Source organism: Flavobacterium sp. PL002, from assembly GCF_054165825.1.
Window position 1 is genome coordinate 3,919,261 of sequence record NZ_CM135110.1, and the last position, 15,164, is coordinate 3,934,424.

Sequence of the window (15,164 nt, forward strand, 5' to 3'; positions counted from 1 at the left end):
ATTATGTATACACTACCTAAAATTGAACGTTTTAATCAAAACGTGCTTTCAAAATACAACATTTACAACAGTGTATTTATCACGCTACCCTTTGACTCCATTGATAACACAGGTGTTTTATTGCCTTTATTTACAGAGGTTTGCGAGTCAGGATTTAAAAAGCAAGAAACTCCAAAAGAGATTATTGATTTTTTCTCTGAAAAATACCTACACAGCACAGTTGAAGCAGATCAAATTGACTTGATGTTTCGTTTTATACAATATATAGAACGTCAAATTGTGCTTTTTGACGCCGTAGAAGACGCTGCTTTTCCTATTGTAAATAACATGGAAGGTAGAGGTTCGTTAAGAGATATTAAAGAAAAGGCTGATGCCAAAGGTAAAAAAGAGGAGTTAATTAGCTTTTTAGAAACATTCAACGTTAGAACGGTTTTAACTGCTCATCCTACACAGTTTTATCCTGGATCTGTACTTGGAATTATCAATGATTTAACAGATGCAATTCGAGATAATAAGCTATTGAAAATCAAACATTTATTGGCACAATTAGGAAAAACACCATTTATAAAAAATGAAAAACCTAATCCGTTTGATGAAGCAGTAAGTTTGATCTGGTATCTTGAAAATGTATTTTATAATACATCTGGTGATATGGTGCATTATTTACAAAAAAATGTTTTTAAAGACGTAGAAATTCAAAATTCATTAATTAAATTAGGTTTCTGGCCAGGTGGTGATCGTGATGGAAATCCTTTTGTAACTACCGAGATTACCCTGAATGTAGCTGACCGATTAAGAACATCAATTTTAAAGTGTTATTATATTGAAATAAGAAACTTAAAAAGAAAGCTAACCTTCTTTAATGTAGATGTTTTGGTAGCGGAACTTGAATATAAACTTTATCGTTCTGTTTTTTATTCCAAAGGAGAAATATACATCACTCTAGAAGAGTTTAAGTCGCAATTACATAAAATTAAAACGATTGTAATTGAGCAACATCAATCACTATATTTAGACGAGTTAGATGCGTTACTTATTAAAGTAAACTTATTTGGTTTCCATTTTGCTACACTTGATATTCGTCAGAATAGCAGAATTCATGATGGTGTTTTTAGAAATATTTTTGATTTTTATCAAAAGAGCGGTAGCAGTATATTTCCTAAAAACTATTATGAATTAGATGAAACAGCAAAATTTGAAATCCTTTCTAAAGTTCAAGGTGATTTAAATCCAGCTGATTTTGAAAACGAAATTACCCGCTCTACAATTGAATCAATTCAAGCTATAAAAATTATTCAAGAGCAAAACGGAGAAGAAGGTGCTAATAGATATATTATTAGTAACAATGAAAGTGCATTGAATGTATTGGAAACTTTTGCAATGATTCGCCTGTCAAATTGGGAAAAACCTACTGTAGACGTTATTCCATTGTTTGAGTCTGTAGAGGATTTATTGAAAGCACACACCATAATGGAGCAATTGTATACTAATCCTATGTATGCAAAGCACCTTGAAGATAGAGAAATGAAGCAAACAATCATGCTTGGTTTTTCTGATGGAACAAAAGACGGTGGTTATTTAATGGCAAACTGGAGTATTTTTAAAGCAAAAGAAGCTTTGACCGAGATGTCTAGAAAATATGGAATTAAAGTAATTTTCTTCGATGGTCGTGGTGGTCCTCCTGCTAGAGGTGGTGGAAAAACACATAAGTTTTATGCTTCTTTAGGACCAACAATCGAAAATAACGAAATTCAAATTACAGTTCAAGGACAAACTATTAGTTCTAATTTTGGAACTTTAGATTCATGCCGTTACAATTTGGAGAATCTATTAAGCGCTGGAGTAACCAACCAAGTTTTTAGCAAAAATAAAAACGAGTTGTCCACGGATGAAAAAGTGGTAATGGATCAGTTAGCTGATTTAGGGTATAAAAAATATTTAAGCTTTAAAAACCACCCAAAATTTATTCCGTATTTAGAGCAAATGAGTACGTTGAAATATTATGCAAAAACTAATATAGGTAGTCGACCATCTAAAAGAAGCAAGTCGGATCAATTAGATTTTGCTGATTTAAGAGCAATACCTTTTGTGGGTTCTTGGAGCCAGCTGAAGCAAAATGTACCTGGATTTTTTGGAGTAGGTGCTGCTTTAAAACATTTTGAAGAAACAAATCAATGGGAGAAAGTTCAGGATTTATATGATAACTCCTTATTTTTCAAAACACTTTTGGAGAACAGTATGATGTCATTAGCAAAGTCTTTCTTTCCTTTAACTGCATATATGAAAAAGGATCCTGAATTTGGAGAATTTTGGCAAATTATTTACGATGAGTTTTTGGATACAAAACGATTATTATTAAAAATAGCGGGGCATACTGAGTTAATGGAGAACTATCCTGATGGTAAAGCTTCTATTCAAATAAGAGAGCGTATTGTATTACCACTGTTAACAATACAACAATATTCATTATTACGAATTAACGAATTAAATAAAGCTGCTGTTCCTGATGAGAACCTAATTAAGGTATATGAGAAATTAGTAATGCGTTCGTTATTTGGAAATACAAATGCAAGTAGAAATTCTGCTTAAAAAAATATTATGACATCAAGTGAATTAAACAAAACAGAATATGCCCCTTATTTTGAGGGGTATGTTCAAGCAGCTAAACAGGCAGATTTGATTGAAGAATTAGAAATTTGTCTTCATGATTTTATTCGATTTGTTCAAAATATTCCCATGGATAAATTTGACTACCGTTATGCAGAAGGGAAATGGACTATAAAAGAAATCATTCAACATTTAATAGATACTGAACGTATTTTTGCTTATCGAGCTTTACGAATTTCTAGAAACGATCAAACACCATTACCAGGTTTTGAAGAAAATGATTATGTAGCAAATTCAAATGCTAATGAAAGAAATCTTCAAGGATTATTGACAGAAATGGCTGTGGTTAGACAAGCAACTTTGTCTCTTTTTAAAAGTTTTTCTAAAGAGCAGTTATTGAGAACAGGAATTGCATCTAACAATGCCGTTTCGGTAAGAGCGATTGGTTTTATTACCATAGGTCATCAAAAACACCATCAACAAATTTATCAAGAAAGGTATTTATAGGTCTTTTTTATTTTAAAAAACCAGACCAATATTCTAATTTTTTATCAAAAGACATGGTATTAGCGGGACTTGTAGAAGGCATCACATAATAAGTGATGCCTTTTATTTGACCAAATTTTTTAAAAAAGTATTTATGACTTTCTTTACCATTGAATACTATTTTTTTAATGCCTGGATACTTCTCGAGTAATGATTCAAAATCATTTTCTTTTTGATTTTTTATATTTACATCGAGACTGCCTTTTCTTTCGCAATTTTCAAGGACATCCCACAATCCAATATGATGATTTTGCAATAGTTTTATTTTATTTTCAAATTTTTCATCTACGGGAATCTCGCTTAATAAAGTATACATGATTTTCCAGAAATGGTTTCTGGGATGTGCATAATATTCTTGCTTTTCTATAGAAGCAATTCCAGGCATAGTTCCTAAAACTAAGATTTTTGTCTCTGAATTTATGTAAGGAGTAAAAGAATTAATCATACTAAAGCTAATTATAGATTTTCTTTTTCGATAATTGATAATGCCATTCGTATTTTATCATAAGCTAGTTTTTCTTCAAAGTAATCAAAATAGGGTTTTAAAGTCGTTGGAGTCTCTAATTTTGTTTTTGCTTTAGCAACTAATTTTATTTCTTCTTCTGTTATAAATTCGCGTAAATCAATTTCGGATCCATCCAAATATAATTTAGCAAAATGCGACATTATAGTACCAAGTCCTAATTTTCTTTTTTCAGCAATTTCTTCAGCAGTCAAGCCACTTTGAAATAAGCTTAAAGTTTCTTTATAAGTAGAAGCTTCTTTTTTAGTTTTTACACTTTTATTTTTCTGAAAATTTATAATTGCTTTTATAAACGCATCACCATATTTTTCTAGCTTCACTTTTCCAACACCGTCAATAGCGAGTAATTCTTCGTCACTCATTGGTCTTATGGTTTCCATTTGGCGTAAAGCCGCATCACTAAAAATAACATAAGCTGGTACTTCATCCTCTTTTGAAATTTCATAACGTAATTTTCTCAAAACTTCAAATAACGAGTTGGCATCTGCTTTGGTTTTTGGCTCTTTTACTGTTGTTTTTTGAATAACGACTTTTTGTGGTTCAATTAACTGTACTTTTTCTCCAGCAAATAAAACCTCATGTGCTAATGCTGTGAGCTTAATTTTGTTTTGTTGGTCAAAAGCCACTTCACAAAATCCTTGATTCATTAACTGAATAATATATTGATTCCAATCTTGCCATGAAATATCACTCCCAACGGCATAAGTTTTTAAGTCTTGGTAGTTTTTCTCATAGATATACGCATTTTTGGATCCTCTTAAAAAATCAATAATTACTGGTAACGGTTCAAATTCTTTCAACCGAATTATTGCTGATAATGCTTTTTGAGCAATAATAGTTCCGTCAAAAAAAGCGGGTGGTTTTTTGCAAATATCGCAATTGCCACAATTTTCGGTTACAAGCTCTCCAAAATAAGAAAGTAAAATTTTCCTACGACAACTCAAGGCATCTGCATATTGTTTCATGCGCTCTAGTTTAGCTAATTGTACTTCAGCATTTAGTCCTTGAGATGCGAATTTTTGTAACTGAATCACATCACCATAACTTTCAAATAAAATAGTTTCAGATGGTAATCCGTCACGACCAGCACGACCAATTTCTTGGTAATAGCCTTCAATGTTTTTAGGTAAATTATAATGAATTACCCAACGCACATTTGATTTATCAATCCCCATTCCAAAAGCAATCGTTGCACAAACCACTTGACAATCATCATTAATAAAAGCATCTTGAGTTTTAGAACGAACATTAGCATCAAGTCCCGCATGATAAGCTTTAGCATTTATTCCGTCTTTTAATAATTTTTGAGCTAATTCCTCAGTTGTTTTTCTACTTAAACAATAAATTATTCCTGATTCATTAGGCTTTTTATGTATAAAATCGATGATTTGTTTAACTCGATCTAATGCTGGTCGTACTTCTAAACTTAAATTTTTCCTATCGAATGAAGAAATAAAAACCTTAGGATTTGTTAAGTTTAATTGATCGCTAATATCCTTACGTGTAGCCTTATCAGCAGTTGCAGTTAAAGCTAAGATTGGAGTAGAAGGGAAGCGTTTTTTTAAATAACCTAGATTGGTATATGCAGGTCTAAAGTCATGTCCCCAAGAAGAAATACAATGTGCTTCATCAATTGCAATAAGACTTACTGTTAGTATATTAAACAAATTCTCTAAGTAGGATAAACTCTCTGGAGCTAAGTAAACAATTTTAATTTTGTTGCTTTTTAAATCTTCAATATGCTCTTGTTGTTCGGCAGCAGTTTGACTACTGTTGATGTAACAAGCTTGGATTCCGTTTGTTTTTAAACTATCTACTTGATCTTTCATCAAGGCAATTAATGGCGAAATCACGATCGTAATTCCCGGCAAAACTAGGGCTGGTAATTGAAAGCAAATTGATTTTCCGCCTCCAGTAGGCATAATCGCTAAGCTATCTTGCTTAGACAATACTGTATTTATAATCGCTTCTTGATTAACGCGGAATTTTTCAAAACCAAAATTTTCCTTAAGTGTTTGATGTAATAATTGAGATGTAATCATTTATAGTTTTATACTGGAGTAGCTTAAAAATAGTTCTAAAAGACAAAGATAATTTATTAGTATAAAAAAAGGAACTCCATTTTAGAGTTCCTTTTTTTATTTATATGCTTTTTTAATCTTCGTCATCGTCATCATCATCGTCAGAATCTTCACTATCATTATCTGGTCTGTCCAAATTATCGTCATCTTCATCGTCATCTTCATCGTCATCTTCGTCATCATCTAAATCAAGCCCTTTAATTGGCATGATTGGTTCGATAACATCATCGATTTCATCATCTTCATCGTGGTTTTCGATACGGTCTGCTAGTTTCATACTTACTTTAACTAAGTAAATAGTGTCTTCAGTTCGTACTTCAACAGCTTCAATTAATTCGTTTTTAGCATTTCTAAAACGAACGATATCTGAGTCATCATAACCGTCAGGAAATTTCTCCACTAATAGGTTTAAAATTTCGTTGGTAAGTTTTGCGTAATCAACAATTACTCTTTTCATAATGATATTCTATAGGTCTAATATATAAGCAAAAATAAGCGGTGCTACAATTGTAGCATCAGATTCGATAATAAACTTAGGAGTTTTAATATCTAGTTTACCCCAAGTTATTTTTTCATTTGGTACTGCTCCAGAATACGAACCATAACTTGTTGTAGAGTCTGAAATCTGGCAGAAATAACTCCAAAAAGGAGTTTCAGGCATTTCCATATCTTGGTACAACATTGGAACCACGCAAATTGGGAAATCTCCAGCGATACCACCACCAATTTGGAAAAAACCAACTCCATTAGCAGAATTTTTAGGATACCAATCTGCTAAAAATGTCATGTATTCTATTCCAGATTTCATCGTAGAGACTTTTAAATCTCCTTTAATGACATACGAAGCAAAAATATTTCCCATAGTACTATCTTCCCATCCTGGGCAGATAATTGGTAAGTTTTTTTCTGCTGCTGCATACATCCAGCTGTCTTTTAAATCAATTTCGTAATATTCTTCTAAAACGCCTGATAAAAGCATTTTATACATAAATTCATGTGGTAAAAAACGTTCTCCTTTGTCATCAGCGTCTTTCCAAATCTTGTAAATATGTTTTTGTAAACGACGGAATGCTTCATGCTCAGGAATACAAGTATCTGTAACTCGATTTAATCCTCTTTCAAGTAAATCCCATTCTTGTTCTGGAGTCAAATCACGGTAGTTAGGTACTCTTTCGTAATGTGAATGCGCTACCAAGTTCATGATATCTTCTTCTAAATTTGCACCTGTACAAGATATGATTTGTACTTTGTCTTGACGGATCATCTCTGCAAAAATCTTTCCAATTTCGGCAGTACTCATTGCTCCAGCAAGAGTTACCATCATTTTAGCTCCATTTGCTAGCTGTTGTTCATAACCTTTTGCTGCATCTACTAAAGCCGCAGAATTGAAATGCAAGTAATGCTTTTCGATAAACTGACTGATTGGTCCTTTACTCATTTTATTGGATTTTAATTTTTAAAAAATCGGTTGCATTGAATAGTGTCACAATCCAAATATACTAATTTTTTAATTTGACTAATTATGTAATTATTTATTTTTTATTGTAACCTAGAATTTTTAGCACATCATCAGAAGTTTGTTGTTCTGAGAAAACTTCTGTTGCAATAATTCCGTTTTCATCCCTATCTATTAAGATATGTTTAGGTTGCGGAATCAAGCAATGATGTAAACCTCCATAACCTCCTATGGTTTCTTGGTAAGCTCCAGTGTTGAAAAAACCAATGTACAATGGTTTTTCTTTATTGTACTTGGGTAAATAAATGGCATTCATGTTTTGCTCAGAGTTGTAGTAATCATCGCTATCACATGTTAGTCCACCTAGTAAAACGCGTTCATAGGTTTCATTCCATCTATTAATTGCAAGCATAATAAAACGCTTGTTTATTGCCCATGTATCCGGTAATGTGGTAATGAAAGAGGAATCAATCATGTTCCATTTTTCTCTATCATTTTGTTGTTTTTGATACAAAATCTGATAAATAGCTCCACCACTTTCTCCTACAGTAAATGAACCAAATTCTGTAAAAATATTAGGTACATCAACTTCTGCCTCGTCACAAGCAATTTTAATTTGATTGATAATTTCATCAATCATGTATTGATAATCATATTCAAATGCTAATGAATTTTTGATAGGGAAACCACCACCAATATTCAATCCATCAAGCGTAGGACATTCTTTCTTTAAGGCAATGTATACTTTAATACATTTAACTAATTCATTCCAGTAATACGCTGTATCATTGATACCAGTATTAATAAAAAAGTGCAACATTTTAAGTTCTAAATTGTCGTTCTCTTGAATTTGTTTTTTGTAAAAGTTTACAATGTTTTTGTACCCAATACCCAATCTTGAAGTATAAAATTCAAATTTAGGTTCTTCTTCTGCAGCAATACGAATTCCTATTTTGAATTTCCCTTTGATCTCTGCTTGTAGTAAGTCTAACTCTTCGTAGTTATCAATGATTGGAATGGTATTTTTATGTCCGTTATTAATTAAACGAGCAATATTTTCTATGTATTGGTCTCTTTTAAAACCATTGCAAATTACATAAGTACTTTTATTAATCTTCCCATTTGCCATTAAATTCTCAACAATATTAATGTCAAAAGCCGAAGAGGTTTCTACATGAATATTATTTTTAAAAGCTTCGTTCATTATAAATTCAAAATGAGAACTTTTAGTACAATAACAGTAAAAATATTTACCATCGTACTTATTTTTCTCCATTGATTTTCTGAACCAACTTTTAGCTTTATTTATATTGTTTGAAATTTGTGGTAAATAAGTAAATTTTAATGGCGTACCATATTTTTCTACTAATTTCATCAAATCAATATTGTGAAACTGAAGGTTGTCTTTGTTTAATGTAAATTCTTCTTGTGGGAAATAGTATGTTTGATTTATTAAGTCGGAATATTTAGTATTCATTGAATTTTGAGTATAAAAGATTATTGAAATAAAACGGAATTAATCGAGTATTCAAACCCTAATATTCGCATATATAATTTGTAGTTTTTTATTCTCAAGTTTTAAATACTGAAAAATATCAAAAGTAAAACTTCCTTTAATAGAATAGAAGTGTTTCAATACTCTTGAAAAAGAACTATTGTTTTCCATTCGATTCGACCGATAATTACCTTTGTTTTTTGTGTTTTTCATTGCTACAAATGTAAAAAATAAAATATACCCAATGCAATCCTTTTGCCTAAAAATAAATTAAGATTTATAATCCCTAAAAGCATTAAGAATTAATTCATTTTCAACCAATTGATTTATTTTTATTTTACCGATGCTTTCAATTAGTGCAAACTGAATGCTACCGTACTCATTTTTTTTATCGTGAATTAGCAATTCAAGTATCGGATCGATGTCTTTTTCGTCAAAAGAAATATCATCAAATATTGCTTTTATCGCAGTTTTTATCTCATTATATTCTGCAATGGTGATTAAATTTTTCTCTAATGAAATATAACTTTCTAAAATCATCCCCACCGCAATTGCTTCTCCATGCAGTAAGGTTGTTTTATCATCACTTTCTAAAAAGTAACTTTCAATAGCATGGCCTAAGGTATGTCCAAAATTCAATGACTTACGAATATTTTTCTCAGTGGGATCTAGTGTGACAATTTCGTTTTTAATAGCTACAGAACGATGAATTAAGAGATCAAAATCAGCAAAATCAATTGCATCTAAATCTAAGAATTGTTCCCAGTAGTTTTTATCGAAAATTAAACCGTGTTTCAACATTTCGGCAAGACCAGAACGCATTTCGTTTTTTGGGACTGTTTCTAAATAATCGGTATCAACTAATACCATTACGGGTAAATTAAAAACACCTATTTGGTTTTTTAAATTTCCTAAGTCTACACCGTTTTTACCTCCTACAGAAGCGTCAACCATAGAAAGTAGGGTAGTAGGTATGTTTATAAAATCGATTCCTCTCTTAAAAGTAGAAGCCACAAAACCACCTAAATCAGTAACAACACCACCACCTAGATTGATCACTAAACTTTTTCTATCTGCTCCTAGTTCTGTTAGAACATTCCATATTTGAACGCAAGTTTCAATATTTTTATTGATTTCGCCATTTTCAAATTCAATGATTTCAATCGTTAAATCGGTTTCTAAAACTGGTAATAATTTAGGTAAACAAAACTCATTTGTATTACTATCAACAATGATAAATAAGTTAGAGTATTTATTTTCTTTTAGATGTATGTTTAATGCTTCGTACCCTTTTTCATTAAAATAAATAGGATGATTACTCGCTTGTATTGTGGTTAGATGTGTTGACATAATGAATTAATTACAGTATTGGGCTACTATTTTTGCAGCTCCAGGATAGTTTTTATTTTCGGCCGCAATCATATTTTTACAGCCTTTTTCTTTATTATTTGTATTCAAATAGCTGGCTCCAAGTATAAACTCAGTCTTACCATCTATAAGTAGTGGCGAATTTAAGGTTTTTTCTAAATAAACGATAGCTGATTTAAACTGATTCGTCTTAAAATAACAAATTCCTATATTCTGTGTTATTATGATGTTATTTGGATCTTCTTTTGAAGCTTTTTTGTAATATTCTAATGCTTTATTAAAATATATTTGAGCCAAATTTATATATTATTTTCTCCTGGAGTCTTTTTTTTACTAAAAATTATCATAAAAAAGAATTTGGATATTTTTTTTGAGAAATTAGCAATCATAAAATCAAACTATAGCTATATTTGCGTAAAAAACCACCCTATGGACAAAATATTTAATAATACGCAAGTAGCCTTTTCATTAAAGAGCGATACGGAACTGGATCGTGCTTATTTTTTATTCAAAATGATTGCTAATCAGCCTTTGGTTCGCATTGGTACAGCAGTAACAAACTTTGCTTTAAAAGCACATTTACCTGTTGAAGGATTGATTCGTGCTACAGTATTTGATCACTTTTGTGGTGGTATCAATGAGCAAGACTGCCTCTCTGTAGTTGATAAAATGTATACCAAAGGAGTTTCTTCGGTTTTGGATTATTCTGTTGAAGGAAAAGAAGAAGAGGATCAGTTTGATGCAGCTTTAAAAATGACTCTTAAAACAATTGAATTTGCTAAAGAGCGTTTGGCGATTCCGTTTGCGGTTTTTAAACCTACAGGACTTGGACGTTTTGAATTGTATGAAAAAATAGGACGCAATGAATTATTAAATCCTACTGAACAAGCTGAATGGGATCGAGTAGTAACTCGTTTTGATTTAGTGTGTAGTGAAGGTCATAAAAAAGATGTTGCTTTATTGATTGATGGTGAAGAGAGCTGGATGCAAGATGCTGCCGATGATTTAGTCACTAATATGATGCGCAAGTACAATAAGGATAAAGCAATTGTATTTAATACACTGCAATTGTACCGTTGGGATCGATTGGATTATTTAAAAAAGCTGCACGAAACAGCAAAAAATGAAGGTTTTTATATCGGAATGAAATTAGTTCGTGGTGCTTACATGGAAAAAGAAAATGTACGTGCTACCGAAATAGGATATCCAACACCTATTTGTGCTTCAAAAAATGATACCGATATAAATTATGATACTACTGTAAAATACATGTTGGAACACTTAGACCAAATGTCAATTTTTGCAGGTACACATAATGAATCAAGTACTTATACTTTAATGAAATTAATGAAAAGTAAAGGAATTGAGTCGAATGATAACCGTATATGGTTTGGACAATTATATGGTATGAGTGATAATATCAGTTACAACTTAGCCGAAAATGGTTATAATGTAGCTAAATATTTGCCATTTGGACCAGTTAAGGATGTGATGCCTTACTTAATTCGTCGTGCGGAAGAAAATACTTCAGTAGCGGGGCAAACAAGCCGTGAATTAGAAATGATAAAAGCAGAAAGAAAAAGAAGAAAAGAAGATTAATGCTCACTTCTAAATAAAAAAGGTTTCGCCATTATAGCGAAACCTTTTTTATTACAATTATTTAGAAATTTAGAAAGATACCTGAAATTGCAATACAAACATGTCTTTACGGTCACTTTGAGAATACTTTATATCAGCTGTTTTATCAAATATAGCTCTGCTTTGATATCCTAAACTTAACTTAGGACCTAATGATCCTGTTAAGTAATAATTAGCACCAAATTCATACATACTCATTGGGCTGTTTAGTACTTCTAAGTCGGCTATTTGACCTGCTGCATAAGCCTGAATACGGCCTTTTACATTGGCATCTTTTGCTTTAGCAAATAAATAACCTACTTGGCTATAATAAATATTCCCGGTTCCAACACCAATGAATCCGTTACCAGAACCATTAATAAGGGATCCATCAGCAACTGCAGGATTAGGAGTTGAGATACTACGAATATAGTTTTTCCCGAAATTACAATTATTGTAAGCAGCATAAACGGTCAAAGCATCTCCTTTTGCACTCAGAGGTTTATCATAAAAAATATCTAATCCTAGAATATTCATGTCCTCATATAATGTAGCCGTAGCATCATTAGGATCTACTCTCCACATTGATTTTGATTGCGTTAGATAGCCCGCAGCAATATTAAATATTTTTTTAGTTCCTAAATAAGTTCCTTTATTGTACGGTTCGTTATTAGATTCTTTATCTGCAAAAGCATAGGTCAACATACCTGAATATTGCGCTTTTGGAGTGTGTGTACTAATTGTAGAATTAAGATTCAAAGTACTTGTTGCGTTGCGATACGGATTTGTGATCGCTACACGATAGCTTAATTTATCAAACATTCCTTTGGCATAAATACTTAAATTTCTGTTTCCAAAAGTAGATGAGATATTAATATTCTGTTGGTATATAGGTGCATCCAGTGTCATTTGTGAAGAAGAACTATTTGCAGAATAGCGTGTAGTTCCAGCTCCCCAAGCCGTTAGACCTCCACCTAAATTAAACTTTTCATTAAAACGGTATTCACCAATAGCGTCTAAAAGAGATAGTGGTGCATTAGATGGTCCAGAATTTTGTGTAAAATTGATATTGTTTTGCCCTAATTGAATATGGAAAAAAACATTATCAGTAAGCATACCGCTTGCTTGTAAACGTAATCTCCTAATTAAAACATCAGTAGATTGTGAAACTACATTATCACCAATTTTACTATTCGGATTGAGCTCCGTGTAGCGGCCCCATATTTGTAGGTTGGCACCAAATTTAATGTATTTTTTTCCGTCTTCAGAAAGGTTTACTACAAACGGATTTTTCTTCTCTTGTGCTTGAATAGCAACAGATTTTAAAAAAAATAAAAATAATAGAACAGCTGCTTTATTTAGCTTTGTTTTCATTGGTTGTTAATTAGAATTCGGTAAATTGTAGGTTACTTAAGTTTTTATATTTTCCATTTTCTAAAGCCATTAGTTCTTGATGTGTTCCTTTTTCAGAAATAACACCGTGGTCTAAAACTAAAATTTGGTCAGCACTACGAATGGTTGAAAGACGGTGGGCAATGATAATACTAGTTCTTCCTTGCATCAAAATTTCTAATGCTTCTTGAACTAATTTTTCACTTTCACTATCTAAAGAAGAAGTCGCTTCATCTAAAATCAAAATACTTGGATTTTTAAGTAACGCTCTAGCAATGGCAATACGTTGTCGTTGCCCTCCAGAAAGTTTAATTCCTCTTTCTCCCACAACGGTTTCAAATTGCTCAGGAAAACTTTCGATAAAATTCAATGCATTGGCTTGTTTAGCTGCAGTGTAAATCTCCTCATCACTAGCGTCAGGTTTACCGTAAGCAATATTTTCTTTAATTGTACCTCCAAAAAGGATTACATCTTGGGGAACAATACTCATGTTTCCACGTAATGTTTCAAGATCGTAATCGTAGATATTTTTATCATCAATAGTAATAGTACCACTTTCAATATCGTAAAAACGAAGTAATAATGACGCAATAGTAGATTTACCAGCACCACTAGGACCTACAATGGCAATTTTTTGGCCAAAAGCCACATCAAAATTCACATCATTTAAAACTTTAATTTCTTTACGCGAAGGATAGCTAAAAGCAACGTTTTTAAAACGTACTGTTCCTTTTAATTTTTCAATATTTGCTGTGTTAGGAGTTGTAGATATTACCTCTGGCACTTCATCAAGAAGTTCAAAAACACGCTCAGTAGCACCCACCGCTTTTTGAATTTGTGCATACATTTCAGCAATTCCACCAAAAGAAGCTCCAATAAAAGTAGTATACAATATAAATGAGATCAAATCTCCAACACCTTCTACTTCACCTTTAATTGTTAATGTGATTCCGTACCAAACTACAGCTACAACACATCCAAAAAGACACAATATGATAAAGGAGGCAAAATACCCTCTATATTGTCCCCCTTTGATAGCGATTTTTACTATTTCGTTAATCTTATTTTTATAACGTTGCAATTCATACCACTCATTGGCAAAAGCCTTAACATTAGTGATTCCTTGCAGTGTTTCTTCAACGATAACTTGACTTTCGGCTACTTTGTCTTGAGTTTTCTTTCCGTATTTACGAATAAAACGACCAAAAAGGACTGCTCCAACCGCTACAATAGGAACAATACAAAGCATCATTAAAGTCAATTTAGGAGAAATGCTTCCTAAAATAATGAATCCACCAACAATTAATATAAATTGACGTAGAAATTCAGCTATAGTAGTAGTAAATGTGTCTTGTAATTGCGAAATATCAGCACTAATGCGACTATTTAATTCTCCAACACGCTTTTGAGAGAAAAAAGTCATTGGTAACTTGATTAAATTCTCATAAAGTGCAAAACGAATGTTTGATAACGAATTTTCAGTAAAATTTACAAAGAGTGATATTCTAAAGAAAGAGAAGATTGCCTGCAAGACTAAAATTCCCATTAAGGCTAGAGCAATTTCGTTAGCTTTATCTAAGTCTTTATTAGTAACACAGTCAACTAACATTCCCATTAATTTAGGAAAGGCTAGGGCAGTAGCACTAGTTAATAATAAGAAAACCAATCCAACGAAGAATTTCCATTTGTGGTTTTTAGCATATTTAAAAATCCTTAATGCTTTGTGAAGTGAATTCGAATTTAATTTCGCTTTCGGTAAATCATTTTCTTTGTACCTTGCCATTATAATTTGTTTATGATGCAAATGTACCACTATAGGGATTCATTACAAAAAAATAATAATCACAATATTTTTTAGTAAGTTATTGTATTTGAGGATAAAAGAAAAAAGAGGTGAAATTTTATTAAAATATTTTTAAAAAACGCTTGTAAATACCAATTCTAGGTGTATCTTTGCACCAGCAATAACGAACAACACGCTTCGTGAAAAGCTAAGAATAGGGCGATTAGCTCAGCTGGTTCAGAGCACCTCGTTTACACCGAGGGGGTCGGGGGTTCGAACCCCTCATCGCCCACAAA

General features: G+C 31.9%; 12 protein-coding genes and 1 tRNA gene. 4 read left to right on the plus strand and 9 right to left on the minus strand.

Annotated features, from left to right (window positions below; genetic code table 11):
- The first annotated feature begins 3 nt into the window (after nucleotides 1-3).
- Entirely contained in the window at nucleotides 4-2,589 is a 2,586-nt protein-coding gene (locus ACVEGE_RS17205) for a phosphoenolpyruvate carboxylase (protein WP_192501809.1), read from the plus strand.
- A gap of 9 nt (nucleotides 2,590-2,598) precedes the next feature.
- Complete coding sequence (locus ACVEGE_RS17210) at nucleotides 2,599-3,114, plus strand: DinB family protein (RefSeq protein WP_192501808.1); 516 nt, start codon at nucleotides 2,599-2,601, stop codon at nucleotides 3,112-3,114.
- 7 nt (nucleotides 3,115-3,121) lie between these two features.
- Here the strand turns inward: ACVEGE_RS17210 and ACVEGE_RS17215 are convergent, their stop codons facing one another.
- The 7 genes from ACVEGE_RS17215 to ACVEGE_RS17245 all read right to left on the minus strand — a co-directional run bounded on the left by ACVEGE_RS17215 (nucleotide 3,122) and on the right by ACVEGE_RS17245 (nucleotide 10,373).
- Entirely contained in the window at nucleotides 3,122-3,598 is a 477-nt protein-coding gene (locus tag ACVEGE_RS17215) for a DNA-deoxyinosine glycosylase (protein WP_192501807.1), read from the minus strand.
- Between the two features lie 11 nt (nucleotides 3,599-3,609).
- Complete coding sequence (gene recQ / locus ACVEGE_RS17220; protein WP_192501806.1) at nucleotides 3,610-5,718, minus strand: DNA helicase RecQ; 2,109 nt, start codon at nucleotides 5,716-5,718, stop codon at nucleotides 3,610-3,612.
- Between the two features lie 112 nt (nucleotides 5,719-5,830).
- Entirely contained in the window at nucleotides 5,831-6,214 is a 384-nt protein-coding gene (locus tag ACVEGE_RS17225) for a DNA primase (RefSeq protein WP_192501805.1), read from the minus strand.
- Between the two features lie 9 nt (nucleotides 6,215-6,223).
- Entirely contained in the window at nucleotides 6,224-7,195 is a 972-nt protein-coding gene (locus tag ACVEGE_RS17230; protein ID WP_173855140.1) for a deoxyhypusine synthase family protein, read from the minus strand.
- Between the two features lie 94 nt (nucleotides 7,196-7,289).
- The gene (locus ACVEGE_RS17235; RefSeq protein WP_173852260.1) at nucleotides 7,290-8,690 is read right to left on the minus strand and encodes a type III PLP-dependent enzyme domain-containing protein; all 1,401 of its coding nucleotides are present in this window, start codon (nucleotides 8,688-8,690) and stop codon (nucleotides 7,290-7,292) included.
- A gap of 288 nt (nucleotides 8,691-8,978) precedes the next feature.
- Complete coding sequence (gene aroB / locus ACVEGE_RS17240) at nucleotides 8,979-10,058, minus strand: 3-dehydroquinate synthase (protein WP_192501804.1); 1,080 nt, start codon at nucleotides 10,056-10,058, stop codon at nucleotides 8,979-8,981.
- Nucleotides 10,059-10,064: 6 nt separating this feature from the next.
- The gene (locus ACVEGE_RS17245; protein ID WP_192501803.1) at nucleotides 10,065-10,373 is read right to left on the minus strand and encodes a tetratricopeptide repeat protein; all 309 of its coding nucleotides are present in this window, start codon (nucleotides 10,371-10,373) and stop codon (nucleotides 10,065-10,067) included.
- Between the two features lie 132 nt (nucleotides 10,374-10,505).
- Between ACVEGE_RS17245 and ACVEGE_RS17250 the strand changes: the two genes are divergently transcribed.
- Nucleotides 10,506-11,675 carry a proline dehydrogenase family protein gene (locus tag ACVEGE_RS17250; RefSeq protein WP_173852266.1) on the plus strand — a complete coding sequence of 390 codons (1,170 nt, stop codon included), beginning with the start codon at nucleotides 10,506-10,508 and terminating at the stop codon, nucleotides 11,673-11,675.
- 69 nt (nucleotides 11,676-11,744) lie between these two features.
- Here ACVEGE_RS17250 and ACVEGE_RS17255 read toward each other — a convergent pair whose 3' ends face one another.
- Both ACVEGE_RS17255 and ACVEGE_RS17260 read right to left on the minus strand, forming a co-directional pair.
- A complete protein-coding gene (locus ACVEGE_RS17255) occupies nucleotides 11,745-13,067 on the minus strand; it encodes a porin (RefSeq protein WP_192501802.1) in 1,323 nt (440 codons plus the stop codon).
- A gap of 10 nt (nucleotides 13,068-13,077) precedes the next feature.
- Nucleotides 13,078-14,868, minus strand: a complete 1,791-nt coding sequence (locus ACVEGE_RS17260) for an ABC transporter ATP-binding protein (RefSeq protein ID WP_192501801.1) — start codon at nucleotides 14,866-14,868, stop codon at nucleotides 13,078-13,080.
- Nucleotides 14,869-15,085: 217 nt separating this feature from the next.
- Between ACVEGE_RS17260 and ACVEGE_RS17265 the strand changes: the two genes are divergently transcribed.
- Nucleotides 15,086-15,160 (plus strand) — tRNA-Val (locus ACVEGE_RS17265).
- Nucleotides 15,161-15,164: the final 4 nt, after the last annotated feature.

Coding starts and splice junctions, on each gene's coding strand:
- ACVEGE_RS17205 (WP_192501809.1), top strand. CDS start 4: ATGTATACACTACCTAAAATTGAACGTTTTAATCAAAACGTGCTTTCA.
- ACVEGE_RS17210 (WP_192501808.1), top strand. CDS start 2,599: ATGACATCAAGTGAATTAAACAAAACAGAATATGCCCCTTATTTTGAG.
- ACVEGE_RS17215 (WP_192501807.1), bottom strand. CDS start 3,598: ATGATTAATTCTTTTACTCCTTACATAAATTCAGAGACAAAAATCTTA.
- recQ (WP_192501806.1), bottom strand. CDS start 5,718: ATGATTACATCTCAATTATTACATCAAACACTTAAGGAAAATTTTGGT.
- ACVEGE_RS17225 (WP_192501805.1), bottom strand. CDS start 6,214: ATGAAAAGAGTAATTGTTGATTACGCAAAACTTACCAACGAAATTTTA.
- ACVEGE_RS17230 (WP_173855140.1), bottom strand. CDS start 7,195: ATGAGTAAAGGACCAATCAGTCAGTTTATCGAAAAGCATTACTTGCAT.
- ACVEGE_RS17235 (WP_173852260.1), bottom strand. CDS start 8,690: ATGAATACTAAATATTCCGACTTAATAAATCAAACATACTATTTCCCA.
- aroB (WP_192501804.1), bottom strand. CDS start 10,058: ATGTCAACACATCTAACCACAATACAAGCGAGTAATCATCCTATTTAT.
- ACVEGE_RS17250 (WP_173852266.1), top strand. CDS start 10,506: ATGGACAAAATATTTAATAATACGCAAGTAGCCTTTTCATTAAAGAGC.
- ACVEGE_RS17255 (WP_192501802.1), bottom strand. CDS start 13,067: ATGAAAACAAAGCTAAATAAAGCAGCTGTTCTATTATTTTTATTTTTT.
- ACVEGE_RS17260 (WP_192501801.1), bottom strand. CDS start 14,868: ATGGCAAGGTACAAAGAAAATGATTTACCGAAAGCGAAATTAAATTCG.